Source organism: Trichococcus paludicola (genome assembly GCF_003052295.1).
Lineage (GTDB): Bacteria > Bacillota > Bacilli > Lactobacillales > Aerococcaceae > Trichococcus > Trichococcus paludicola.
This window is the reverse complement of record NZ_QBLC01000003.1, coordinates 258,560-281,830: the sequence shown is the minus strand read 5'-3', so window position 1 is coordinate 281,830 and position 23,271 is coordinate 258,560. Positions and strand designations below refer to the sequence as shown.

Annotated in this window: 30 protein-coding genes; all 30 read right to left on the bottom strand. The window is 44.9% G+C overall.

The genetic code is table 11. The features are described from left to right. Window positions 1-8: 8 nt before the first annotated feature. The gene (gene fliR, locus C7R56_RS06225) at window positions 9-764 is read right to left on the bottom strand and encodes a flagellar biosynthetic protein FliR (protein ID WP_107995695.1); all 756 of its coding nucleotides are present in this window, start codon (window positions 762-764) and stop codon (window positions 9-11) included. Window positions 765-774: 10 nt separating this feature from the next. Then, on the bottom strand, window positions 775-1,038 hold the full coding sequence (gene fliQ, locus C7R56_RS06220; RefSeq protein WP_086628582.1) for a flagellar biosynthesis protein FliQ: 264 nt from the start codon (window positions 1,036-1,038) through the stop codon (window positions 775-777). A 10-nt stretch (window positions 1,039-1,048) separates the two neighbouring features. Then, window positions 1,049-1,783: a flagellar type III secretion system pore protein FliP gene (fliP, locus tag C7R56_RS06215; protein WP_086628581.1), complete on the bottom strand. Its 735-nt coding sequence runs from the start codon at window positions 1,781-1,783 to the stop codon at window positions 1,049-1,051. 1 nt (window position 1,784) lies between these two features. Continuing rightward, the gene (locus C7R56_RS06210; RefSeq protein WP_107995694.1) at window positions 1,785-2,156 is read right to left on the bottom strand and encodes a flagellar biosynthetic protein FliO; all 372 of its coding nucleotides are present in this window, start codon (window positions 2,154-2,156) and stop codon (window positions 1,785-1,787) included. A gap of 26 nt (window positions 2,157-2,182) precedes the next feature. Continuing rightward, a complete protein-coding gene (locus C7R56_RS06205) occupies window positions 2,183-2,656 on the bottom strand; it encodes a flagellar basal body-associated FliL family protein (protein ID WP_107995693.1) in 474 nt (157 codons plus the stop codon). Continuing rightward, window positions 2,656-3,480, bottom strand: coding sequence for an OmpA family protein (locus tag C7R56_RS06200; protein WP_086628578.1), 825 nt, complete (start codon window positions 3,478-3,480; stop codon window positions 2,656-2,658). The genes C7R56_RS06205 and C7R56_RS06200 overlap by 1 nt, the downstream gene beginning before the upstream one ends. Before the next feature lie 3 nt (window positions 3,481-3,483). Next, the gene (locus C7R56_RS06195; protein WP_107995692.1) at window positions 3,484-4,296 is read right to left on the bottom strand and encodes a motility protein A; all 813 of its coding nucleotides are present in this window, start codon (window positions 4,294-4,296) and stop codon (window positions 3,484-3,486) included. Beyond that, the gene (locus C7R56_RS06190) at window positions 4,293-4,496 is read right to left on the bottom strand and encodes a flagellar FlbD family protein (RefSeq protein ID WP_086628576.1); all 204 of its coding nucleotides are present in this window, start codon (window positions 4,494-4,496) and stop codon (window positions 4,293-4,295) included. The genes C7R56_RS06195 and C7R56_RS06190 overlap by 4 nt, the downstream gene beginning before the upstream one ends. Window positions 4,497-4,522: 26 nt before the next feature. Then, entirely contained in the window at window positions 4,523-5,407 is an 885-nt protein-coding gene (locus C7R56_RS06185; protein ID WP_107995691.1) for a flagellar hook-basal body complex protein, read from the bottom strand. Window positions 5,408-5,489: 82 nt separating this feature from the next. Beyond that, a complete protein-coding gene (locus C7R56_RS06180; RefSeq protein WP_107995690.1) occupies window positions 5,490-5,870 on the bottom strand; it encodes a flagellar biosynthesis protein in 381 nt (126 codons plus the stop codon). 4 nt (window positions 5,871-5,874) lie between these two features. Beyond that, entirely contained in the window at window positions 5,875-6,297 is a 423-nt protein-coding gene (locus tag C7R56_RS06175; protein WP_107995689.1) for a flagellar hook capping FlgD N-terminal domain-containing protein, read from the bottom strand. A gap of 18 nt (window positions 6,298-6,315) precedes the next feature. After that, complete coding sequence (locus C7R56_RS06170; protein WP_107995688.1) at window positions 6,316-7,749, bottom strand: flagellar hook-length control protein FliK; 1,434 nt, start codon at window positions 7,747-7,749, stop codon at window positions 6,316-6,318. Between the two features lie 41 nt (window positions 7,750-7,790). Continuing rightward, window positions 7,791-8,225 carry a flagellar export protein FliJ gene (fliJ, locus tag C7R56_RS06165; RefSeq protein ID WP_107995687.1) on the bottom strand — a complete coding sequence of 145 codons (435 nt, stop codon included), beginning with the start codon at window positions 8,223-8,225 and terminating at the stop codon, window positions 7,791-7,793. 23 nt (window positions 8,226-8,248) lie between these two features. After that, window positions 8,249-9,559: a flagellar protein export ATPase FliI gene (gene fliI / locus C7R56_RS06160; protein ID WP_107995686.1), complete on the bottom strand. Its 1,311-nt coding sequence runs from the start codon at window positions 9,557-9,559 to the stop codon at window positions 8,249-8,251. Next, window positions 9,552-10,352 carry a FliH/SctL family protein gene (locus tag C7R56_RS06155; RefSeq protein ID WP_107995685.1) on the bottom strand — a complete coding sequence of 267 codons (801 nt, stop codon included), beginning with the start codon at window positions 10,350-10,352 and terminating at the stop codon, window positions 9,552-9,554. Before C7R56_RS06155 ends, fliI begins: the two co-directional genes overlap by 8 nt. Continuing rightward, on the bottom strand, window positions 10,336-11,340 hold the full coding sequence (gene fliG, locus C7R56_RS06150; protein ID WP_107995684.1) for a flagellar motor switch protein FliG: 1,005 nt from the start codon (window positions 11,338-11,340) through the stop codon (window positions 10,336-10,338). Before fliG ends, C7R56_RS06155 begins: the two co-directional genes overlap by 17 nt. An 11-nt stretch (window positions 11,341-11,351) precedes the next feature. Then, window positions 11,352-12,917, bottom strand: a complete 1,566-nt coding sequence (fliF, locus tag C7R56_RS06145; RefSeq protein WP_107995683.1) for a flagellar basal-body MS-ring/collar protein FliF — start codon at window positions 12,915-12,917, stop codon at window positions 11,352-11,354. 24 nt (window positions 12,918-12,941) lie between these two features. Further along, on the bottom strand, window positions 12,942-13,274 hold the full coding sequence (gene fliE, locus C7R56_RS06140; RefSeq protein ID WP_107995682.1) for a flagellar hook-basal body complex protein FliE: 333 nt from the start codon (window positions 13,272-13,274) through the stop codon (window positions 12,942-12,944). A 27-nt stretch (window positions 13,275-13,301) separates the two neighbouring features. After that, window positions 13,302-13,736, bottom strand: coding sequence for a flagellar basal body rod protein FlgC (gene flgC / locus C7R56_RS06135; RefSeq protein WP_107995681.1), 435 nt, complete (start codon window positions 13,734-13,736; stop codon window positions 13,302-13,304). A gap of 25 nt (window positions 13,737-13,761) precedes the next feature. After that, the gene (gene flgB, locus C7R56_RS06130) at window positions 13,762-14,142 is read right to left on the bottom strand and encodes a flagellar basal body rod protein FlgB (protein ID WP_107995680.1); all 381 of its coding nucleotides are present in this window, start codon (window positions 14,140-14,142) and stop codon (window positions 13,762-13,764) included. 427 nt (window positions 14,143-14,569) lie between these two features. Beyond that, window positions 14,570-14,932 (bottom strand): flagellar export chaperone FliS, encoded by a 363-nt coding sequence (fliS, locus tag C7R56_RS06125; protein ID WP_107995679.1) that lies wholly within the window; start codon window positions 14,930-14,932, stop codon window positions 14,570-14,572. A gap of 13 nt (window positions 14,933-14,945) precedes the next feature. Beyond that, complete coding sequence (locus C7R56_RS06120) at window positions 14,946-15,251, bottom strand: hypothetical protein (protein WP_159072179.1); 306 nt, start codon at window positions 15,249-15,251, stop codon at window positions 14,946-14,948. Between the two features lie 79 nt (window positions 15,252-15,330). Continuing rightward, on the bottom strand, window positions 15,331-16,806 hold the full coding sequence (gene fliD, locus C7R56_RS06115) for a flagellar filament capping protein FliD (protein ID WP_107995677.1): 1,476 nt from the start codon (window positions 16,804-16,806) through the stop codon (window positions 15,331-15,333). 147 nt (window positions 16,807-16,953) lie between these two features. After that, a complete protein-coding gene (locus C7R56_RS06110; RefSeq protein WP_107995676.1) occupies window positions 16,954-17,772 on the bottom strand; it encodes a flagellin N-terminal helical domain-containing protein in 819 nt (272 codons plus the stop codon). A gap of 120 nt (window positions 17,773-17,892) precedes the next feature. Continuing rightward, window positions 17,893-18,852, bottom strand: coding sequence for a flagellar hook-associated protein FlgL (flgL, locus tag C7R56_RS06105; protein WP_107995675.1), 960 nt, complete (start codon window positions 18,850-18,852; stop codon window positions 17,893-17,895). 2 nt (window positions 18,853-18,854) lie between these two features. Next, entirely contained in the window at window positions 18,855-20,378 is a 1,524-nt protein-coding gene (gene flgK, locus C7R56_RS06100; protein WP_107995674.1) for a flagellar hook-associated protein FlgK, read from the bottom strand. Window positions 20,379-20,390: 12 nt separating this feature from the next. Continuing rightward, window positions 20,391-20,762 (bottom strand): hypothetical protein, encoded by a 372-nt coding sequence (locus tag C7R56_RS06095; RefSeq protein WP_107995673.1) that lies wholly within the window; start codon window positions 20,760-20,762, stop codon window positions 20,391-20,393. Then, a complete protein-coding gene (flgM, locus tag C7R56_RS06090) occupies window positions 20,759-21,052 on the bottom strand; it encodes a flagellar biosynthesis anti-sigma factor FlgM (RefSeq protein ID WP_107995672.1) in 294 nt (97 codons plus the stop codon). The genes C7R56_RS06095 and flgM overlap by 4 nt, the downstream gene beginning before the upstream one ends. 163 nt (window positions 21,053-21,215) lie before the next feature. Continuing rightward, window positions 21,216-22,277: a flagellar motor switch phosphatase FliY gene (gene fliY / locus C7R56_RS06085; protein ID WP_107995671.1), complete on the bottom strand. Its 1,062-nt coding sequence runs from the start codon at window positions 22,275-22,277 to the stop codon at window positions 21,216-21,218. Further along, a complete protein-coding gene (gene fliM / locus C7R56_RS06080) occupies window positions 22,278-23,270 on the bottom strand; it encodes a flagellar motor switch protein FliM (RefSeq protein WP_107995670.1) in 993 nt (330 codons plus the stop codon). Window position 23,271: the final 1 nt, after the last annotated feature.

Here is a 23,271-nt window from a genome sequence, read left to right as displayed (position 1 = left end):
CCTCTTCATCAGCTTAGTGACTGGATAAATTCAGTCATGTATTTCACCATCAACGGCAGCATCTCTGTCATACTGTCCATCAAATTAGGCAACAGAACCAGCATAAGTGACATACTGACCAGAATCTTTAAAGGCATACTAAGCATCAACACATTTATCTGAGGCACAGTCCGAGAGAGAACTCCCAAAACGACTTCCGTCAACAAAGCCACAATAACGATAGGGGCCGAGAGATTCAACGCTATCTCAAACATCATCGAGAACAGAGTGACAATCCCTTTCACTCCAAAATCCCCTACGGAAAACGCTTCGATGGGGAAAACCGCGAATCCGGATACCAATGCCCTCAAGACATGATGGTGCATATCCGTAAAAAAGAAGATGGACAGCGCCATCCAATAATATATTTTCCCGAAATAAGAAGCCTGGAACCCTAAAGCAGGATCAAAGACGGCCGACATCGAAAACCCGACCTGGAAATCGGCAAAATTCCCGGCTATCTCAACCGCATAAAAGAAGAGGTTTGTGATATAGCCTAGCGCCAGCCCGACCAGGGATTCCTTCAGCGCGAAAAGCGCCAGTTGCACCAAACCCAGCTCGGACTCCATGGCGGGTATCATGATGTAAACCGGCAAACTCAAGCCCAAAGAAATGGCAATCTTCACAACAGTTGGTACACCTTTGAATGAAAATCCCTTACTTATAAAAACGAAAGAACCTATCCGCATAAAGATCAATATGAGTTTCTGTAATGTAATCAGCATCCTTTAGCCATCACAATCCAGCAATCAACTCGAATATTTTTTCTGTATAAGCGATCAATGCGTTCAGCATAAAATTGCCGAACACAACCAAGGCTCCGATTACGGCCAATATTTTTGGAACAAAACTCAATGTCTGTTCCTGCAGCTGTGTTGCTGCTTGAATAATACTGATGATCAAGCCTACCACCAAGGCGATGGCCAGCGTCGGTCCGGCAACTATCAGAATGGTCATGAAGCCTTCTCTCAAAACATCTAAAACTTTTTCTATCGACATTCATGCACCCCTATTGAAAACCTAATACCAGCGACTCAACGACCAAATACCAACCATCCACCAAGACGAACAGAAGTAACTTAAACGGCAACGAAATCATTACCGGCGACAACATGAACATCCCCATGGACATCAAAATACTTGCAACCACGATGTCTATCACCAGAAAGGGAATGAAGATCAAAAACCCGATCGTAAAGGCCGTCCGCAATTCGCTGATCGCAAAGGCCGGAATGAGACTGAGCAAACTTACATCTCCCGTATTGGTTGGCATGTCATCCCCCTGCAGATCCAGAAAGAGGGTAAGATCCTTCTCCCTCGTCTGCTTAAGCATAAAGTCCCGGATCGGGTCCTCTGCTATATAAAAGAACTCTTCGATGCCGATCTGATCCTCCATCAACGGAACCGCCGCCTCATGGTAAACTTCCGTATAGGCTGGCCTCATGATAAAAAATGTCAAGAAGGCCGCCAAGCCTATCAAGACAGTGTTGGGAGGATTTTGCTGTGTGCCTAACGAACTTCTCAAAAAAGAAAAGACAATGATGATCCGCGTAAAACACGTAGTCAATATCAAAAATGCCGGTATGACACTCAGAAGACCTATCAACACATACATTTTTACAGCATCCGATGTCCCGCCCAGAGCATTTTGAACCGTGTCTACGATTTCCGCCGCATGAACTTTTTGAGGAAATGTCAGAAATAACAATCCAACGCCGCTCGTGACAATCCCTTTTTTCACCATCCTATTTTCTCATCCCTCTTCGTGAAATTCTGCCACCCTCATCGACTTCATCCAAAACCACTGGGCTGGCCGGGCGGAATCTTTTATGCTGCGCGATGTCCAAAACAGTCTTTTCTTCCTTGATGTCTTCAATGTTCAATTCCTTCAAAATCTCATTCTTTGTATCTGTACAGCTCATCAAATAGTAGGATTCCGAGACTTTAACGATACAAAGCGACGATGTGCGGTTCATTGGAACACGCTCTATCATGGTGATGTATTTGCCGTTCTTGTTGACGAATCGATCCAATAATTTCAACAGATAATTTATCGCAAAAATCACAAAAATCAACACGATAAAACTTTTCCCGATGTATAACAGTTCATTTTCCATTTCCTTGACGCACACCTTCCACTTCGCTATTGCATGACGATATTTGTAATGTATAAATCACTCGCGATTTCCGAGCCCAAACTTTGATTGATTTTGGCGATGATCTCTTGCTTGATGACCAGGGCTCCATCTGCTTCATCCAAAATATTGGCTGTAGATTTACTCCTGAGAACGCTGATGATCGCATCGCGCACAATCGCCGCCTTTTCGGTCAGAATGGCTCCATTGTCCTCATCAGTTGTCTCTACGGACATTTCGATTTTCAAAAAATCATCGAGACTGCCATCATTGGATTTTAAATTCACCAGAAATTCCTCTTGCGGAACAAGGATGGTTTCCGCATCTTTTTTGTTGAAGTTAGCGATCCATTCCGTTGCTAGCCCGTTCGTCATCAAAGAACCGATCATTCCTCCGCCGACCATTAAAACCATCAAAATGACAGCTATCAGAACAAGCTTCGGAACGCTCTGCTTCTTGGGCAACTGTGCTTCTTTTTCCATTATTCTGCTCCCTCCGGTTCGTAGACCAACACAATATTGACTCTTCGATTTTCAGCACGCTGTTCGGCCGTGTCATTAGGGACAAGCGGATTGTATTCTCCATAGCCGACAGCGGCTAGACGTGCGGGGTCAATATTTTGCTGCTCGGCCAAATGCCTGAGCACAGCAAGAGCTCTGCCTGCAGATAACTCCCAGTTGCTCTCAAATTTTTGATCATGATGGGGAACGTTGTCCGTATGCCCTTCTATCATGATCTTATTTTCAAAATTCCCGATCAATTCTGCCACTTTTTGTAAAGCCGCCGTGCCACTTTCGGTAATAACCGCACTGCCCGGCGTGAACAAGATCGCTGCCTTCACGTTCATGTAGACACCATCAGCATCCATACTCAAACTGATTTCTTCGGACAATCCATTTTTTTCGACAAAATCGATGACTTCCTGATACATTTTGACGACTTCCGGGTCCACCGCTATCATTGTTTGACCTTCTGCAGCCAAGGACTCTGCCCGAGCAGCTTCAGCTTTTACCGCTTGAACAGCAGCTTCTTCCGCTTCTGATAAGGATGCGGAATCTCCGCTTGCTGCATGATCATTTTTCTCAGGTATCCATTGTCCTCCAGTCAAAATACTTTTTTGCCCGGATCCCACAAAAGAATTTTGCAAAGAATCTGCGGCTTGGGTGAACTTGTCATTGCTGACACTGGAGAATGAGTACAACAAAATGAAGAAGGTCAGCAAAAGCGTCATCAAATCCGAGAATGTTGTCATCCATTCCGGGGCGCCCCCACCTGATTCGGCACCTCGTTTCCGCCGTTTACTCATAGGTTAATTTACCTCGCTTTGAACAGCAGCAGCGTTCGTATTCCTATTTTTGTTTTTATTTTTCACAGGTTTGTTATCCAAGTAGCCGTTCAATTTCTGTTCGATTGTCCGAGGATTTTGCCCGGCTTGAATCGACAGCACGCCTTCGATGATCATTTCGCAAACTTCCAGCTCCGCTTCGGTCTGCATCTTCAGATTCGTCGCAATCGGAATGAATAGCAGGTTGGCAAAAAAACTTCCGTAGAAAGTGGTGATCAAAGCGACAGCCATCCCGCTGCCGATTGTGCTGGGATCATTTAATTGGCTTAACATATTGATCAGCCCGATCAAGGTGCCGATCATACCGAACGCAGGAGCCAACTCTCCCCATTTCAGGAATATGGCTTGGCCGACGCCATGTCTGGCTTCCATATTATCGATTTTTATTTCCATGATGCTTTTTATGTCGGCAGGATCCATACCATCCACTGCCATCTGAAGTCCCTCTCGTAAGATCAAATTATCTATCTTGCTGATTTCTTGTTCCAAAGTCAAAATCCCTTTGCTTCGGGACAGACGAGAGAGTTCTGTGAATTTTTCAATCAGATCATTTTTGTTCTCACTGGGAGCTCCGATCACTTTTTTGATTATTGTTGGAATGTTTTTTATAGCAGCAAACGGAAAGCTGATCAGCAAGGCACAGAACGAGCCGGCTAATGTAATGATTAAAGACGGTACATCAATAAACCCACCCATGCTTCCGCCCTGATTAATGGACCAGATGATTAAAGCTACTCCAATGACAAGGGCCAATGGTGGGATCGGATTTTTCTTCATTTTCCAACCTCCGGTAAAGCAAGATAAATCTTTCTTTTATAGTCCACAATTTTTTCTACGATTTTGGTTGCCGGTTCACTCACACGAATGTGCTGACCATCGGACAAGGTTATTATCGTATCGTACGCTTCGTCGATACGGTAAATCAGGTCACAATTTAGAAAAAACGCCTCGCCTGAAACACTGGTTAAAGCTATCATGGGCTTTCCTCATTTCTTTTTGAAGTTTAGCGTTTCAATGCCAATAACTCTTCCAACATCGAATCGGAGGTCGTTATGCTTCTGGAATTAGCTTGATAGGCTCTGTTGGCGATGATCATTTCAGTGAATTCATTCGCAAGATCGACATTTGACATTTCCAAAAAGCCTGATCTGATAACGCCATAACCATCGTCTGCGGGAAAACCTAGTTTGGGAGTTCCAGAGTTTGCTGATTCAACGTACAGATTGCCGCCTGCTTTTTCCAATCCGGAGGCATTAGCGAATTTAGCCATAGCCACTTGTCCGATCACATAAGATTCGCCATTTCCGTAATTACCTGTGATGACACCTTTACTGTCAACTGAATGACTCTTCAAACCAAACACGTTTGTTGCTCCATCCGGGATACTGTCGATTGCCGTAATCGTTTCGTCAGCATTGACCTGGATATAGGCAGGTACACTCAAGTTTTCCAGCGTCTCGGTTCCATCACCTTCAGTATTGTTGACCCCCATCACACTGTAACCAGCACTCGTCACCAAATTGTTCTCGGCATCAAGATAGAATCCCCCATCGCGGGTATAGTAATTGTTGACGCCACCATCCCCACTCACTACAAAGAATGAGCTGTCGCCATTTTCAATCCCGAAGTCCAGTTCTCTTCCTGTCGCCTGTAAAGATCCGCCGTTCATGATGGTGTCGATGGCGCCTGTTTGAACGCCTAATCCAACCTGCTTCGCATTTACGCCTTCTTGGGCACTCGCCATTGATTGGCTGATCATATCTTCAAAACGTACCCTTCCGCTCTTGAATCCGGTTGTGTTTACGTTAGCTATATTATTCGAGATTACATCCATCTTTGTTTGTAAGTTTTTCATGCCTGTAACGCCAGAGTATAATGATTTTAACATTTGATTTCCTCCTAGTAGTTAACATCTTGATCCTATCTGTCATTCAAGGATCGCACGGCTTCCTTATCGGTCCGGCCGTTTTTTAATCTTTGATGAACTTGGTGCTGTCGATGTTCATCACTGTATCCAACTCATTTTGATTCAATGCGGTAATGATCGTGCGGTTGTCGATGCTTGCGATCAAGGCCATATCTTTATAAAATAATAAAGAATTTTTTGAACCTTTGTCATCCAGTTCATCCATCGCTTGGCTCAGATTACTCATATCTTCACCCTCCAATGAGAATCCTCTTTGATCCAGACGTTTTTGAGCATGGTTGGAAATCTTCAACTCTTTGTCATCTTTGCTTTGGCTCAGCGCCTCTTGCATGATTGTTTGGAACTCTCTTGATACTTGTTGATTCTTACTGTTTTGTCGGAGTGGCTCAACCCTCTTGATATCGGTATTCGCTCTTATGTCCATCCGGTTACTCTCCAATCGACTGTACGTCATTCAAATAGTAGTCCTTTCCGCCGATCATCAGCGTTGCAAATCCATTTGAAAATTTCACCTTATCCACTACTCCTGTGACGATGCTTGCTTCCCCAGTCACAGTAACGGTTTTCCCGATCATTGCTAATGCCTGTTGTTGTTGGGTCATCAACATGGTCGTGTTCAATGATTCAGTCAAATCCTTCAACTGTTCCATTGTACTGAATTGGATCATTTGAGCCATGTAATCGGTGGAGCCGCCACTGCTTCCCCCGCCTTCTTCTGACATGGCAGGCATTTTAATGGCTGCAGCCATGATCTGTAAAAAATCGTCCATGGAAAGATCAGAATTGCTTTGGCTTTTATTGCTGATCAGCTGTTCCGTCGATCCGATCGTAAAATTTGATGTGATATCCACTTTCTGTTCACCTCCTCTTTATGCCAATACGCTCAGCCCTCTTGATGACTGTTTCGTTGTTGGATTTTTTTTTGTTTCTGTCTTTTCTTTTGATGTTCTTTTTCTGGATTCTTGCCGTTCCATTTTTCGATGGCCTGGATCAGCTCCTTCTGAAAATGAAAAAGCCAAACTCGGGTCAGCAACAACCGTAAGTGTTAGCGGACTTTCAGAAACGCTATGTTTGAACGGCTCCATCAATAGTGGCAATTGATCCTCCAATAGCCCCTTCGTTTCGGCATCCTGGACATGCAGGACAGCAGTGATGCTGTCTTTCGTTTTGATCAGCTGCACATGGATATCCCCGATATTATCGGGAGTAAGAAGTATTTTCACGACTGTGGTACCCAACACGGGCGTTTTTTCTATCTGCATTTCGATCGTCTTTTGGATGTCTTCGATATGAGATGCAGTCACTTTTGACGGCTTATGCCCAAACACAGTCTCTGTGGCCAGTTCACGGATAACTGGTCCCTGATTCATCAGTGCTTTGTTTTCATTTACATTTGGTGTTTTTCCCGCTGCTTCCGGTAAGTCTAGATTATGTTCTTCATCAGAAATCAAGTTGTTCTCTGCTTCCTGTTCGAAGAGGTTTTCAGGTTCTCCCGAATTAAAATCAACTTGTTGTTTCCGCATATCAACCGTGGTCGGATAGTGCTTTTTTTCTCCGTGTTCGCTTATCCCTATGCGTTCTGTAATGGATACCTGCTCATCCTCTTGCGATCCGCTTGCGCTGGTGGTGATAGCGGCGTCCGAGAGAGGCAATTGTTCAATGTGAGCCCTAGATTCAAACGCTTCAGGTCGTGCAGGCGTTTTCGCTGTGGACACAGCGTAGTTCAATTTATCCGTTGTCACTGACTGTTTCTCTGCCACGCTGACAAGCCCCGTTCCTGTCTGATCTGCTTTTTCATCTGTTGCTGATCCGTCCGGATAGTTTGTCAAGGATTCCTCAGGCGGGCTGCTTTCCTGTACGGAAGAAACAGGCAAGCTTTCCATGTGCGATTTAGCTTCAATCTCTTCAGGTAGTACAGGCGTTTCTGTGGGCGCAGCGTAGCCAAGTTTCTCTGTTATCACTTGTTGTTTCTCGGCCACGCTGACGAGCCACGTTCCAGTCTGATCTGATTCTTCATCTGTCGGAACATTCCTGACTGATACCGTAGCTTTCCCATCCTGAAGGATTCTGTAGGGGTAGAGATTCAAATAGCCCTGTTCTGTTGCCTCCTGATCAGTGCTCTCTTGCGAATCCTCCGTTTCCGCGGAGACGGATGGCTCTTCTTGCATGATAGTCGCTGGTTCCTTGGCTTTGATCAAGCCGGATAAAACACTGTCAAAAATTATACCGTCTGCTTTTGTGGCAGATGACTGAGCCGGATTGAGAAATTGCGCTGAAATTCCGGATGATGCACCAGTAATCAATTTTTCACCTCCTTTCGATACCCACCCTATACTATATCGACTTAAAAGTAACTTTTTTTATACTGTAGGGTAGCGATTTCGTCAAGCTCCTTTTGTTCTTCACTTTTTACTTGCGCAAGCACCTGCACACTTTCGCGTTCTTTTAATTTTTCCATTATTTTGCGGTCTTTGTGTGCTTGTAGCAACGCTTCTTGAAGCTGCTCCATGTCACTTTGCGCTTGATCGATAGCATTTTTTTGAATGACTATTTTTTCGTCGATCAGACCTTTGAGGTGATGGTTATATCTTAAAGTATGTATCTCCGTCAACTTCATTTGTTCATGTTTCAATTTCGTATTTTCATTAACCAGATGCCTGAGTTGCTGTTGCTGCTGCTGCATCTGATTTTGGGCATGGAGAACGGATTTCCTTGCGTTCTCTTCTTCTGTGATTCGCCACTCCAGAATTTTTTCCATTGAGAACTTATGTTTTTTCACCTGATATCACCTTGATTTTCTGATCATTTAAACAAATTTTGTAAAGTAGCCACAATTTCATCATGAGAATGCGGTTCATCCACACGCTGTTTCAAGAAGTTTTTGATGATAGGCGCAACCAAAATAGCCCGATCAATTTCAGGGCTGCTCCCTTTCCGATAGGCACCTACATCGATCAAGTCTTTCGCTTCTGCATAAATGGCCATATTCTCTTTCAGCATTCCGGCTGCACGGCTGTGGGATTCCGGAACAATATCTTTCATCAAACGACTCACACTATTTTGAACATCGATTGCCGGATATTGATTCTCTGCGGCAATTTTCCTTGAAAGGATGATGTGTCCGTCCAAAATTCCTCGGACCGCATCTGCGATGGGCTCGTTCATGTCATCTCCTTCAACCAAGACGGTGTAGAAGGCAGTGATCGAACCATGTTCGGACATGCCGCTTCGCTCCAATAATTTCGGAAGGACGGTGAACACTGACGGCGTATACCCTTTCGAGGTGGGCGGTTCCCCTGTAGCCAATCCGATTTCCCTTTGTGCCATTGCGACACGTGTCACGGAGTCCATCATCAAAATCACTTTTTTCCCTTGATCCCTGTAATACTCTGCTATCGCAGTGGCAACATACGCACCCTTTAGCCGGACCAACGGCGGAGAGTCTGAAGTAGCACAGACGACCACGGATTTACGGTAGCCTTCTTCACCCAAATCCTTTTCGATGAATTCCAACACTTCACGTCCACGCTCTCCGATGAGACCAATCACAATGACGTCCGCTTCGCAGTATCGTGCGATCATCCCTAACAGGGTACTTTTCCCGACCCCACTACCCGCAAAAATACCCACACGCTGTCCCTCACCGATTGTAAGCAGCCCATCGATCGCTTTGATTCCGGTAGGTATGACCTGCTCTATTTTGTTGCGTCTGAATGGATCTGGTGCGCTTCTGTTCACTTTAAACGGAACACCATTCAGTTGCTTTGATTGGTCCATCGGTCTTCCCAGACCATCCAGTGTGGTGCCCAGCAGCTCATCACTGACCTCAATCTGCAACGTCTTTCCGGTCGGACGCACCAAACAGCCCGGTCCTATTCCATCGATTTCATCAAGCGGCATCAGCAACACTGTTGCATCCACAAAGCCGACTACTTCGCTTAGGACTGTGCTTCCGGTCGACCTGATCTGAATCTCGCAAACTTCACCAATAAAGGCGTCCAGACCCTCTACTCGGATGATGATTCCGGTGACTTGACTCACCTTACCCATCTTTAGATAGAATTTTTTTCCTCTGATTTGTTTATGATAGGTTTCAAAAGGAATTTCAAACATGGCTATTGTCTCCCAGAACATTCAAATCTGCGACAATCGCAGCCAATTGTTTCTTTATCTGCAAATCGATGATGGAACGGCTGCACTCTATGATACAGCCATTCTTTTCCAACGTGTCATCGCTCAACACGATATAACGCGCTGTAAATTCATCCGCTTCGTGTTCGGTTACTTTTGATTTGACCATTCCAGTATCTTCCGGACGCACTGTAATCGTAATGAATGGCTCGTTTTTTTCCATTCTTTTTAGGATTGGATTGAGCAGAAGCATGATTTTTTCATCCGTCCTATCAATGGAATGGTGCACGATTTGTTCTGCCATCTGCGCAGCCAGATCAATGATCGCCTCTTTATTATCTTTATAATAGGCCGATACAAGTGTATCGGTTTCTTTCAGTTGATTCAGCAGGCTTACCCGGATTTTGGAAACTGTCGCTAATCCCTCTAGCCGACCTTTTTCATAGCCGGCTAGAAAACCTTCTTGCATGCCCATTTCTTTCCCTTGCAGCAATCCTTCTTCGTTTGCCTTCTGCTTGATGCGGTCTGCTTCTTCAACGGCTTGGGCAATGACACTTTGTCGTTCTTCCTGGGCCTCCAGCAAAAGCTGTCCGATCTGATCGGCTTGAGCAGCGAAAGGGGTGGCGGTATCGGCTTGTCGGTTTTCATTCATCCCTTTTTTGTTGGCGGAAAGCAATGCCGCTTTTTGGCTCAAGGATAATTTTGTATCGATATCTGAAGTCGTTTCATCCGACTTCCATTGGTGCGACTTAATGATGTTATGAGATGACGGCATCTTGTTCACCTCTTCTTAAGTATATCTCGCCGACTTCATCCAGCCTTCTGATGACTGCCACGACTTTCTGCTGTGCTTCTTCTACAGCAGATAAGCGCGCCGGCCCCATAAACTGCAACTCTTCCTGCAGCGTTTCGACGGCACGACTGGACAGATTTTGGAAAATAAATTGCTTGATGTCTTCAGATACGCCTTTAAGCGCCAATGCCAATTGGTCATTATCCACTTCACGCAGAACTTTTTGAACATCTCCACGTTCCAAGCCGACAATATCTTCGAACGTAAACAGATTGGCTTTGACTTCATCAGCCAATTCAGGTTGTTTCTCCTCCAGCATCGAGATGATGTTTTTCTCCGTGCTACGCCCTACAGAGTTGAGGATTTCAACCAGCGTATGGACTCCTCCCACTGACTCCGTTTCGTTATCCACAAAGCTCGAGAATTTTGTCTCGATCACTCTTTCGATTTTTTCTATTACTGCAGGCGTTGTGCGCGTGATCGTTCCGATTCTTTCCGCAATCTCTGCTTGTTTTTCTATAGAAAACTGGGACAGAATCATCGCCGCTTTATCCGGCTGCATGTAACAAAGGATCAACGCTACTGTCTGAGGCTGCTCGTGCAGGAGCAAATTCGTCAACTGCTGCGGATCGGCTTTTCTGGCTATATCAAAAGGACGTTCCCGTAATTGGATCTGATTCAGCATGTCAATGACTTCTTTTGCTCGCTGCGCACCCAATGCCATATTCAACAAGTTGCGGGCATACTCTACCCCGCCATCCAAGACATATTCTCTCGCTTGCGCCATTTCCAAAAACTCTGTAGCGATTTCGTCTACTTCATCTGGATTGACATAATCAATGTTTGCTATCTCATAGCTTATTTTTTGAATATAACTTTCAGGCAGTTGCCGCATTATTTCTGCAGAGGTTTCTGTTCCTAATGAGATAAGCAAAATTGCTGCCTTCTTGATTCCAGCTACATCGCTCACTTATATAACACCTACTTATCTTTCATCCATATTTTTATCATATCCGCGACCATTTCCGGATTCTCTTTCGCATAAACCTTCATTTTTGCATCCCTCTGGAACTTAGGATTTTGAGTAAAATCAAACAAATCATCCTCTTGATTGTTCACAGAAGGTGGTTGAGGAATATTTTTCTCCTCTACAACGCGTGTTGCATTAGCCATTTCCTCATCAAACGCGCGATATTTCTTTTCCTTGCTGTTGCGGAAAAAGAAAGCGATCAGAGACAAAATCAACAGTCCGCCTATGCCCGCCGCAATATACAAGCCATATTCTTTTAGGTAAAAGGCAAAGCTCGTCTGATTGTCGACAATCGATTCTGCTGGATCTTCCGGCGCAATAAATGGAATTCCTTCGATTTCGACCCTATCATTCCGTCCTGCATCAAATCCGATCGTTGCTTTTGTGATATTATCAAGTTGAATCTTTTGTTCATTGCTCAAAGTGCCATTGTAGATGACAGTCGCTGTTACCCTTTTTATCGTTCCAGGGGCACTTACCCGGACAGTGGTTGTCGAATCCAACTCATTATTGATTGTCTGTTCGTAGGATGACTGTCCACCGTCTTCTTCCGAGATGACTTCGTTTATCGTGTTATCATTTGCGGTCTCACCTGCCGCTTCATTCACATCGACGGTTCCACCGGTAGCTGCAACATTCTGGCTTCGGATCGCTGCATCTCCATAATCGACAATTTCCTGTTCCAAGGAATCAAAATCCATCTCGGCAGTCAAAGCAATGGAGAGATTATCCATTCCATAGATTGGCGCGAGTGCTGCCAGCAATTTCTGTTGCAGTTGCTGTTCGTAGCTGCTCACGATTGCGCTGTAGCGGCTCACCAGCTCAGGAGAATACTCATCCGCACCAGCTAATGCTACATTTCCTAAGACATTCCCGCTTTTGTCGACGATTTTGATGTTGTTGGCCGGCAAATTTTCCACCGCACCAGACACCAAGGAAACTACCCCTTGAATCGTGGCAGAAGACAACTGTTGATTTCCCTTCGTCGCGATCACAACGGATGCACTGGCTTCCGGTTGTTCCGTCCCAAAGACGCTTCCTTCCGGAATGGATAAGATGACTTTGGCTGACTCAACAGATTGGAGAGAGGTGATGGCACGTTCCAATTCCCCTGTCACAGCCCGTTGGTACATGATGTTGCGGTCCTCGTCCGTAGCCATCATGCTCGTCTCATCAAAAATTTCGAAACCTGTCGAGGTCTCCGGCATCATCCCATCGACAGCCAGTTGAATCCGATATTTATCAAGTTGTGTGTCATCGATCAGAATCGTTCTCCCGTTATCCTCAAGCTTATAAGAGATCGCTTTTGCTTCCAGATCATTTACGATTATGCCTGCATCTGCCTCTTCCAAGCCGGAAAATAAAGTTGTGTATTCCACGCGTTGGGAATAATAAGAGAGTCCTGAAACAAGAAGAAAGATTGAAAGGAGCGCTGTGATCAGCCCTGCTTTCTTTGGAGTGCTGAGACCAAGCCATCCTTCTCGAATCGCCCCCATTGTGCTCTTCAATTGATTCATGTTGCTTATTCCCCTTGCTTATCATTAAAATTGCATATTTTTGATTTCATTGAAAGCTTCCAAACTTTTATTTCTGACCTGTACTGCCAAATCAAGAGCCAACTGCGCTTCAGTAGCCTTTATCATGACATCATGTAGGTTTTCACTGTTTCCCATGATCAGACTTTGCGTTGCAGCATCGGAGGCATTCTGTGTTTCATTCAGCAGTGTCATCGATTTTCCGAGAAGATTATCAAACGATGCTGGATCGCTCTGGTTCTGAATGCCCGTCGTTCCACTTAACGAGCTGATTTCAGATGTAAGATTGCTGATGGTGGGACTGCTGCCTAAATTATATATTGGTAAACTGATAGCCATGTGACACTCCATTCATTCATTTATTGATTAATCAGCTGAAATTTGCAGCGCTCGCTTCAGCATGTCTTTACTTGCTTCCAAAGCAGTAGCATTCGCTTCGTAAGTACGCATCGTCAGCATCATGTCCACCATCTCGTCTGCCATATTCACATTCGGTTTGATGACGTATCCATTTTCATCTGCGTCTATATGTGTCGGGTCGTACTCCCTGATGACTGCCGTTTCATCTGAATCGATTGCAGTTGGGCGCACGCCGAAGCTCTTTTCTGTCGAACCGTTAAGACCGGGAGTCGTTGTCCTTTTCATGCTCTCCTCGAAAGAAACCGACTTCTTCAAATACGGACCGCCTTCCTCCGTTCGAGTCGTATTGACATTCGCTATGTTCGTGGATATGACATCCAACTTCAATCGTTCCAGACTAAGGCCGCTTGAGTTGATGTGCAACGAATCAAAAATAGACATTCGTTCTTTTAACCCCTTTCATTTATCAACTGGATATAGCAGTATTCAGAAGGCCCAACTTTGCATTCATCTGCGTTACAAGCGCGTTGTAGTACAAACTGTTTTGAGCTTGGTTCGCCATCTCCATATCAATATCCACATTGTTTCCGTTCTCTTTGACAGCAGTATCCGTCCTTTTTGTCACCACCGGATCAATTTGGGTCAAATCGTCGAACCCAATATGCAAATCGTTCGTTTGTTCCATTTCCAAACTATTGTTTGATTGACTTAAAAGCGATTCAAATTGAACTTGCCCCACTTTATAATTGTCTGTGTTAACATTCGAGATGTTACTCGAAATAATCTCTTGCCGCATAGAGGATGCATTTAATGCATTTCTCAGCAAGTTATAATTTATGTCATTCATTCATTATCCCCGCTCTATGTACCGTTTTGTTCACACTTTAGTCACACAAATTTCATCAAGCTTATACATTATACACCACATTCACTTTGCAAGTATAAAATATAATTGCTACTATTTTCTGAAAGGATAGTGGGCATACAAAAAGAACCCCAATCTGACATGATTAAGTCACCACAACACAACCATGTCAGATTGGGGTTCTCTCTATGGATACACTACATGAAAAAAGTGTGAAATTCAACTCAAAAATAACGGTTTCAAATACAGACTGTTTGTTAACTAAATTATAAAGAAGAAAAATACAATTCAATCCAATTAGTCGTATAGGACTATGAAGACAAGAAGGTGAAACCAGCTTATCCTTCTGCCGGGCGCACCCAAAAAAATAGAGCATGCGCGATGCATACTCTATTACAATCATTTTTAATTAAACTTCAACCCACGATGCTCTCAAATTCTGCATGATACTGCAACATTTTTTCACTTGCTCCGCATCTTTGTCGATGTTCGCTTTTATCAGTGCTGCGTGGAGATGGCCATAGATCGTATCAAGTTCCTCAGCGATTGCTGCCCCGTCTTCAAAATTCAATGTCCCCTTGAGTTCCATAACGATGTTCTGGGCCTTGATCAGATTGATATGCGCATCCTCCATTTTCTTGTCCAGGATCGCCCGTTCCGCCAAGTTCATGAACTTGATGCAGCCATCATAAAGCAGGATGATCAATTTCTTTGGCGTTGCCGTCATGACTTGATTCTGTAGATAAACATTCTGCTTATTTCGGTTATACATTTTTCTCTCCCATTCACATGCCTCTATCAACAAAAACCGGCGTTTTCTTCATGTTTATGTAGCTTTCGATGATGCGGCTTTTTTGATTCACTTTTTTTGCTTTCTGAAGCAATTCTTCTTTACTGTTCCTTAAAGTATACATCACTAATTTCTGTTTTTGAATAACCTTGATGAGTAATTCATTTTCCGGTTTGGAAAATGGACTTACGTCTTCAAAGCTATCAAATATTTGCAGAGAAGCAATATGTTCTTTATTTTTTTCGATCACTTTGATTCCGTGTGTCGCTGTGCCGTCCCATGAATCAAATAATTGTTTCATTTCCAGTAAAATATCCAATCTTTGCTTAGCGAAATCTGCGTCCTGCATCTTTCACGACACCTTCTTTCCTCCGTGATCATTAGTCATTGGAACTCGTCAACTGGCTGGATAAGTAGGACATCTGCGACTCTGCTTGCATCATCGCCGTGTCCAAAGCCGTAAAGGTCTTGACGTAGCGCGCTCGCTGCGCTTCCATCCGTACATTGAATGCTTCAATTTTCTTGGCGATGTCATCCATCGCTTTATCGTAAGTCTTATTTTTGGCGGTGATCATGCCATCTTTGGAATCCACAAAGCTGTTTACTACAGTCTGCAATTTTTCCGCCAAACCAACTTTTTTCTTTTCACTGGTCCCGTCGACCGTAATACTTCTGCTGAAGAAGCCGGCAACCCGATCAGGTTCCTTAGTGATGACTTCCTTCAGTTTGGTTTCATCGATGCTGGCTTTGCCGAAACGATCGACAGAAATGCCGAGAGAACCGATAAAATCGTATTTTTGTGTTTCGTTCGGGTCGGTAGGATTTATTTTTTGGATTGCCACCCCACCGGTCAGCATTTGTCTCAGGCTGGATTGCAGACGCATCAATGTGCTGTCACCGCTAAGTGCTCCCGACACGTTAGTTGTTGAAGTAGGATTTCCGACCGACAGTTTTTCGGTGATGAAGCTCACTGTCGAGTTGTATTGCTCGACGAAATCCTTTACGACCTTCAGGGTATTGTCGGTGTCATCCGCAACAGATACGGATACTGAAGAGCCAGAAGTGGTCCCTTTCAGATTGAGCGTCATGCCTTCGATCGCGTCCGTGATGGTATTGGTATTCCGTTCCAACGTAATCATGTTGTTAACGATAATTTTGGCTGTGTTTCCGGTTGCTAATGTGGCTTTAGCGGCACCGGGCGCGGCAGGGTTTAAGGCCAGTTTATCAGCCAAATCGGTTGTGCTTGTCGCCGAAATCGTGCGATCGCCCATCTGCGCATCGGTAAGCGACAAGCGTCCATCGATGATGGTGGCGGAAATACCACTATCTTTCGTTGTTGCGTTGATCTTGATAATGATGTCCTTCAAGGTATCTGTACTGGTAACGGTAATATCCGCTTGTTTCAATGTCGTTGGACTACTTGAGCCAATTTCACTCGTATCCTGACTTGCCAGCTTAAAAGTGCCTTCAAATCCCAAAGCCGAGGTCGAGGTTTGCCCTGTCGTCAGGATTTCTCCCGATAGCAGCTGGGAAGCGGTCGCCCGTCTTTCTATCGCAATCGTATAATCGCCAGGTACGGCGTTTGTTGCGGCAGTCACCGCGAGTTTTGTTTCATCGGAACTCGTAGTTTTTTTCGAAAAAAAGCTTTTTGGATCCATCAATGCATCCATTTTTGTATTCAAGTTCGTTAATCTGGTTTGGATATCCGACCAGGCTGTTTTTTCTTTGGTCAATGTTTCTTTTTGGTTATTGTATTGGGTCAATTTACCGGATTGCGCGGCAATCAAGGAATCGATTGTTTCAGAAGTGATCCCTGAATAGGATCCCAAAAAATTTAAACTGTTGGATACACTCATTCTTTCACTCCGTTCCGTACAGCTTGGCTGTTGGGTTCTGGTTCTAATTATTGAAGCTGCATGGTGCCGCTTTACGACATGATAATATTTTTGGCCCTATAAAGCAATCAAAGGCCAGCCATATGGCCGGCCTTTGATCTAAAGCTATTATTGTAACAAAGAAAGTACAGATTGCGGCATTTGGTTCGCTTGCGCCAACATAGAGGTTGCTGCTTGCGCTAAGATGTTTGACTTCGTGAATGAAGTCATTTCTTCAGCCATATCCACATCGGTGATACGTGAGTTCGCTTCAGACAAGTTTTCTTTTGTAGTGGTAAGATTGTTGATAGTGTGGTCTAGGCGGTTTTGATTTGCTCCTAAGGATGTACGTTGAGTTGATACAGTTTTAATTGCTGTATCCAGCGCTGTAATAGCGCCAGTAGCACCAGCAGTGGTTGTGACATCCAAGGCACCCACGCCTAAGGTTGATGCATCCATTGCATCAATAGTAACTGTCAAAGAATCGTCTGTTGACACATTTGCGCCAATTTGTAACACAAATGTTTTATCTGCTGTATCTAATAAAGATTTTTCATTAAATTTTGTAGTTTTAGCAATTCTATCAATTTCCTTGCTTAAGTCACCCATTTCTCCCTTAATTGCAGTTGAATCAGCTAAACTGTTTGTCTCATTGGCAGCTTGGACAGACAAATCACGCATACGGTTCAGAATGCTGTGTGTTTCTGACAGTGCGCCTTCAGCCGTTTGGATCAAGGAAATGCCATCTTGTGCATTGCGTGTTGCTTGTGTCAATCCGCTGATTTGGTTCTTCATTTTTTCCGAGATGGAAAGTCCGGCAGCGTCGTCTCCGGCTTTGTTGATGCGTAAGCCTGAAGACAGTTTTGCCAATGAACCTGCTTTTGAAGCGTTAGCTGATTTCAAGTTTGAATATGTATTCGTTGCTGCTGTATTTGTTCCGATTCTCATGTGTATTTCCTCCTAGTGTGTTTTCGTTTTGTTAAGGCCTTGCCTATATCTATATAATCGGAGCGGCTCTGAAATAGTTAAGCATTATTTTGCTGAATTTCAAAAAAAAAATAGACTATCCTAAAGATAGTCTAAAATATTGGTCTGGAGAATCTTGGTGCCCATCGACAACGCCGATTGGAAAGCTTGCTGTTCCATCGTGAACTCCATATACTTCTCGGCCAGATCAACATCTTGCTTGTTGGAACGGATCGACTGGAGGTTAATGTTTTCGGAAGTGTTCCGCTCTTGGGCGGATTTCAGCCGGTTGGAGATGGCGCCGATTTCGGTCCGCATATTGACGACGTTTTCCGTCTCTGCGTTGGAACGAGCCAGCAGTATGCCTGAGAGAGCTTCGGTATCATTGGCATCCAAAGCCTTCAGCGCATCCGTAAGGAAGGTGCCGAGATCGTCTTTTTCTGCAGGAGTTCCCTGCTCATTCATAAGCTGTCTGCCATCCGTCTTCAGCGAGACATCCACGCCTGTCGCGATTGTGCGGGATAAATCAGCTTTTACTGGGATAACATTGCCGTTTGCATCGGTTCCGTCAACTGTCCCCTGATATTGGATACCGGTCATTGCCCCTGCAGTATCCCGACTGATTTCGAACGGCTTGGTCGTCGTGTTCATACCGGAGAAGACATACTTGCCGCCAAAATTTGTGTTCAGCGAGTCGACCAATGTGCTGATTTCGGTTTCCATTTCGGCTTTCACGGCTTGGCGGTCCGAATCCGACATCGTTCCGGTGGAAGCCGACTGGATCAGCGTAGTGATCCGTCTGAGTGAATTGGTGGCATTTTCCAAAGCGGAATCCTGCATGTTGGTCCAATCGGTAGTGTCCGCAATCGTTACGGAAAACTCCTCATTCTGGATCAAGCTGTTGTTTAAATTCATGATTTGCGAAGCTCTAAGGGGATCGTCTGATGGTTTGCTGATTTCCTTCATAGAAGACAATTGGTTGTTGTATTTTTCCAACTTGCCTTGGCTTCGGTTGATGCTTTGGATCATGTTCGTTGATGTTATTCTGTCCGTGATGCGCATGTCTATACCCCCGTCCGATTGATCAAAGTGTCCAGCATCTCGGAGGTGACGGCCAACACCTTAGCGTTTGCCTGAAACGCACTTTGGAATTTCATGATGTTGACGACTTCTTCGTTGATGGAAACACCGGAAATGGAACTCTTTCGTTGTTCCAGGAAGGAAACCACTTCGTTTTGGTTCTCCATCATGAAGTCGGCCTGTTGCTTCGAAATCCCCACTCGGGTGATGATGTCATTGTACGCATCCGCTGTAGTCGTGCCATTTGGCTGCGCTGTAATCTTCATCGTGTCCGCATCAAAAGCGAGCGGCTCTTCCGAAGTGTAGCTGAGCACGGCTGATTGGATGTCGGCAATGGCGCGGGCCCGGGTGCCGTCACCGGCTATCTGGCCCGTTAGCGATTTGCCTGAAACAATCTTGCTTGGGTCTTCCGTGATGGCGGAATTCACTTTGAAGTTGGAAATGACCTTATCCGGATCATCGCCCAAATCAAAAAAGGGAATCCCGGTTCCATTGTCGCTATGAACCAAATTGACCGCTTTTGCCACAGTCGAGACCAGCTGATTCAATTCCTGGATGCCTCGATCGATTTCGACCAGCGCTTCCTGGGAACCACTGATATGGCCGCTCTTGCTGGCTAGTTCCGTAAATTGCACCGAACCGTCTTCAGCAGTTTTCTGAAGCAACAGCGTTCCGGCTGGGAAAGCTTCGGATGATTCGACCGTTTTCGAGGTACTGCCGTTGGTCGAGATGCGTGTTCCGTCTCCGGAAGCAGCTCCGATTGCTACACTTAATTCTTGGCGCTTATTTGCTCCGAGAATTTCTTCGCCCTCAATGCTGATGAAAGTCCGTTGGTAAGCATCCGTCTTCACTTCCACCGAAGTGATTCCTGAGAGTTCTCCCACCAATTGATCCCGCTGATCCAATAAGGTATTCGGCATTTCGCCTTTTGTGACCACGGAAAAAATTTGCGTGTTGATTGCTTCCAGTTGCTCGACTTTCGTGTTGAAGTCCAAGACTTTCTTGGAAATTGCCTGAACGGTGCCTTCCTGAAGGGTGTCCAATTGCGCGCCCATATGCGAGACCGTATCCGTCAATGTCTGCGCCTGCTGGCTGACCATCGTTTTGGATGTCGTCAGTTCCGGATTATTCCCCAGATATTTCCAGGATTCATAGAAATCGGTCAATTTATTGTTGAGTCCCGTTTCGGAAGGTTCGTTGAAAACGGACTCCAATTGGCCCAATACATCAGCTTTTTGCGTGAATTTTTCCAAAGATCCATTTTCCGTGAAAGTCTGCTTCACCAAATAATCGTCGACGACACGTGTGACGGATTCCATGCGTACGCCTGTTCCGAGTTGGCCCACTCCAGAAAGCGTGTAAGGATTATTCGTTACCAAATTCACCCGTTGTCGGGAATAACCATCCGTATTTGCATTTGAAATGTTGTTGCTTGTTGTCTGCATCGCCGCCTGCGCTGCGCTCATGCCGTTCGTTCCTGCATTTAGTACTCCAAATAATCCTGCCATGCTACCTCCACCTTACACTGATTGATTGAACAGACCTGCATTTTTGGCAGGGGACAGTTGCCCTTTCTTGGAGTACGTCCGGGATTTTTTTTCCATCCCTTCGCTTAAAGCATCCAAAACGCTGTCATGATAACTGATTGCTTGTCTTGTCAACAAAACGTTGCATTCCTGCAGTTCCTTTATTTCACTTGCTTCTTTTTCGACAGTAAGACGGTCGCAGTCTTCAAAAGAAGCTTCTTTTAATAGGTTTAAAAATGCCTGTTTTTCGGTGACAATGTTTTCGAATGCGGCACTGTCATTCGCCATCAGAGCTTGCTTTTCGCGCTGCAAGGTTTCTTTGAGTGCTAGCAACAAGGATAAGCCATTTTGTCTGGTTTCCATCATTCCGAGCCAGCTCCTTGTTCTTCCATTGCTTTCATCATGCCCGCTGCAATGTTTTCCGCACTTACTTTATACGTGCCATTTTGGATGGCTGCTTTTATCTCTTGGGCTTTGGCGCTAGGGGCGCTAGCGATTGTCTTTTCAGCCAAGCGTTTCGCTTCTTCGGAAATCTCGACTTTTACCGCCGCCTCATTTACTCTTGGTTTAAGCGGTTCAGTCTTGATCGTTTCTTTATGGGTTGTGTCCTTTTGGATTGCTTTCAGGTAACTGTTATAGCCGTTGCCGATTTTCATGCAACTCACTCCTTTTTTACTGGTTAGTATGTATCTATCTTATTGTATCCACATCACTATTGTCGACCACTTTGCTGAAAAGTTAAGTCAAAATCCAGAAAAAGCCCACGGAATGATTGATAAATAGAAAGAAAGCAGCGCCTCTTTCCAAAGGTGCTGCTTTCTATAGCGTTTCGATGCGTTTTTCTTTGCTCAGGATGTTTGTGATGCGGATACCGAAATTCTCGTTGATGACCACAACTTCGCCTTCAGCGATCCGCTTGCCGTTCACGTAGATGCTCAAAGGTTCTTCCGTCAGTTTGTTCAGTTCCACAACGGAGCCCGTCCCTAACGAAAGGATATCTTTGATAGTTTTCTTGCTTTCTCCCAGCATCACACTGAATTCCAACGGGACATCCAGTATCAGCTCCAAATTTTGCGGAAGATGTTGTCTATCGGATTTATGCAATTCTTGAAAAGCAGGTTTTTGAATCGGAACCACATCTACTGCTGGCTGCAAAGGTGGTTGCGCGGGCCGCTCTTCGTGCTTCCGTTCGACTGGAGCAAGCACTTCTCCTTGATCCGCCAACATGATCTCAGTGATCTCTTTGACGGCGTCCATTGTGAACACTTGCATAATTTCACTCTGGAGAATGCCTTCCACTTCCAGTTGGAATGCGATCAGACAGACATCTGCGTTCAAATTATCCACACCGATATCGACATTAAATTGTTCTTTATCATCTACCAAATGCACTTCCGGAGGCAAAATATCGATCATTTTCCCCAGCATGGTCGCCATGGCCGTTGCGGAAGATCCCATCATCTGATTCATGGCTTCACCGACCGCGCTCAATTCCAATTCCGTTAATTCCGAACTGGTTACTTGGCCGTCACCACCCATCATCAAATTGGCGATGATCACGGAGTCCTGCGCATCCATCAGCAAGAGATTATTCCCCGTCAAACCTTTTTTGAAGCCGATCGAGGTAATGATTTTAGGCTTAACCGCAGCATCTATCACCTCACGGATACTTTTGACGAATACTTGGGGCGTTGTGATGTGTACTTTATGACCTAAAATTTCGGACAATGTCGTAGCCGCTTGGGACATAGAGATATTACCGACTTCCCCGATGATGTCGCTCTCCATTTGGCTGATGGTTGTGGATGCGGCAACTGGCGCTTGGGTTAATTCACTCATCATGCGGTCGATTTCTTCTTGTGTTAGTTTTTCCGTGCTCATTTACTCCATGTCTCCTCCGATATAGTGTAATACCTCAACCGCCATTTTATTCCCCAGTACACCAGGCTTCACCAAATAACTTGGCAGATTCTCGATGGACATGACCAATGGCTCGTGTGTGGGTTTATCCAAGGTGATGATATCACCCAACTCTAATTGCAAAAAACTATCCATCGATACGATCGTTTTCCCAAGCAAAACCTCTACGCCCACCGGAACAGATTGCAGATTTTTAGTCAAATTATCTTTGTCTGAAGGATCCGTGGTGCGGCCTGAATGGAACCAATTACGAAAACTCAACTTCTCCAACATGCTCTCAAAAAAGACATACGGGATGCACAAATTGATGAATGTCTGGTCCTCCAGCAATTCAATGATGAACGTAGTCATGATGACAGGTTCATTGGGGGACATCGTCTGCAGCAGCTGTGCATTCGTTTCCATTGCTTCCATCTTCACGTTCAACTCTACGATATCCCTGAAGGCCAATTGCAGTGCATGCCCAAAATTGCCGACCACTTCTTCCAAAATGGCAATCTCGATATCCGTAAAGCTGTCTTTGCTGTTGCCTGTATCAGATAATCTTGTATCCGGTCCGCCGCATAACAGCTGCAATAACTGCAGACAAACCTGAGAATTGATTTCGACAATCTGCATACCCTCTTGTGGCTCTGATCGGAATAGACCCATCAAAGTAAAGTAAGGAATAGAATGCAAAAACTCATCAAAACTGATTTGTTCGATCGATGCAACCCGCAGCGTAACATTTGAACGCACTTGAGTTGTTATTAAATTACTTGCAATCTTAGCATATTCCTCGAGCAACATCGTTAAAGTCGTCATATATTCTTTCGAGAGCCGTGCCGGCCTTCTGAAATCGTATGTCTTGATCTTAACGTGTTCCGCTTCCTCTACTAGTTCGGTGTCAATTTCTCCACTTTTCACACTTTCCATCAATAAATCTATTTCCTGTTGAGATAGAACTTTACTCACG

What these genes read in the sequence shown, in the direction of transcription:
- fliR (WP_107995695.1), bottom strand. Translation starts at nt 764, where the DNA reads ATGCTGATTACATTACAGAAACTCATATTGATCTTTATGCGGATAGGT.
- fliQ (WP_086628582.1), bottom strand. Translation starts at nt 1,038, where the DNA reads ATGTCGATAGAAAAAGTTTTAGATGTTTTGAGAGAAGGCTTCATGACC.
- fliP (WP_086628581.1), bottom strand. Translation starts at nt 1,783, where the DNA reads ATGGTGAAAAAAGGGATTGTCACGAGCGGCGTTGGATTGTTATTTCTG.
- C7R56_RS06210 (WP_107995694.1), bottom strand. Translation starts at nt 2,156, where the DNA reads ATGGAAAATGAACTGTTATACATCGGGAAAAGTTTTATCGTGTTGATT.
- C7R56_RS06205 (WP_107995693.1), bottom strand. Translation starts at nt 2,656, where the DNA reads ATGGAAAAAGAAGCACAGTTGCCCAAGAAGCAGAGCGTTCCGAAGCTT.
- C7R56_RS06200 (WP_086628578.1), bottom strand. Translation starts at nt 3,480, where the DNA reads ATGAGTAAACGGCGGAAACGAGGTGCCGAATCAGGTGGGGGCGCCCCG.
- C7R56_RS06195 (WP_107995692.1), bottom strand. Translation starts at nt 4,296, where the DNA reads ATGAAGAAAAATCCGATCCCACCATTGGCCCTTGTCATTGGAGTAGCT.
- C7R56_RS06190 (WP_086628576.1), bottom strand. Translation starts at nt 4,496, where the DNA reads ATGATAGCTTTAACCAGTGTTTCAGGCGAGGCGTTTTTTCTAAATTGT.
- C7R56_RS06185 (WP_107995691.1), bottom strand. Translation starts at nt 5,407, where the DNA reads ATGTTAAAATCATTATACTCTGGCGTTACAGGCATGAAAAACTTACAA.
- C7R56_RS06180 (WP_107995690.1), bottom strand. Translation starts at nt 5,870, where the DNA reads ATGGACATAAGAGCGAATACCGATATCAAGAGGGTTGAGCCACTCCGA.
- fliI (WP_107995686.1), bottom strand. Translation starts at nt 9,559, where the DNA reads ATGTTTGAAATTCCTTTTGAAACCTATCATAAACAAATCAGAGGAAAA.
- C7R56_RS06155 (WP_107995685.1), bottom strand. Translation starts at nt 10,352, where the DNA reads ATGCCGTCATCTCATAACATCATTAAGTCGCACCAATGGAAGTCGGAT.
- fliF (WP_107995683.1), bottom strand. Translation starts at nt 12,917, where the DNA reads ATGAATCAATTGAAGAGCACAATGGGGGCGATTCGAGAAGGATGGCTT.
- fliE (WP_107995682.1), bottom strand. Translation starts at nt 13,274, where the DNA reads ATGGCTATCAGTTTACCAATATATAATTTAGGCAGCAGTCCCACCATC.
- flgC (WP_107995681.1), bottom strand. Translation starts at nt 13,736, where the DNA reads ATGTCTATTTTTGATTCGTTGCACATCAACTCAAGCGGCCTTAGTCTG.
- flgB (WP_107995680.1), bottom strand. Translation starts at nt 14,142, where the DNA reads ATGAATGACATAAATTATAACTTGCTGAGAAATGCATTAAATGCATCC.
- fliS (WP_107995679.1), bottom strand. Translation starts at nt 14,932, where the DNA reads ATGTATAACCGAAATAAGCAGAATGTTTATCTACAGAATCAAGTCATG.
- C7R56_RS06120 (WP_159072179.1), bottom strand. Translation starts at nt 15,251, where the DNA reads ATGAAACAATTATTTGATTCATGGGACGGCACAGCGACACACGGAATC.
- fliD (WP_107995677.1), bottom strand. Translation starts at nt 16,806, where the DNA reads ATGAGTGTATCCAACAGTTTAAATTTTTTGGGATCCTATTCAGGGATC.
- C7R56_RS06110 (WP_107995676.1), bottom strand. Translation starts at nt 17,772, where the DNA reads ATGAGAATCGGAACAAATACAGCAGCAACGAATACATATTCAAACTTG.
- flgL (WP_107995675.1), bottom strand. Translation starts at nt 18,852, where the DNA reads ATGCGCATCACGGACAGAATAACATCAACGAACATGATCCAAAGCATC.
- flgK (WP_107995674.1), bottom strand. Translation starts at nt 20,378, where the DNA reads ATGGCAGGATTATTTGGAGTACTAAATGCAGGAACGAACGGCATGAGC.
- C7R56_RS06095 (WP_107995673.1), bottom strand. Translation starts at nt 20,762, where the DNA reads ATGATGGAAACCAGACAAAATGGCTTATCCTTGTTGCTAGCACTCAAA.
- flgM (WP_107995672.1), bottom strand. Translation starts at nt 21,052, where the DNA reads ATGAAAATCGGCAACGGCTATAACAGTTACCTGAAAGCAATCCAAAAG.
- fliY (WP_107995671.1), bottom strand. Translation starts at nt 22,277, where the DNA reads ATGAGCACGGAAAAACTAACACAAGAAGAAATCGACCGCATGATGAGT.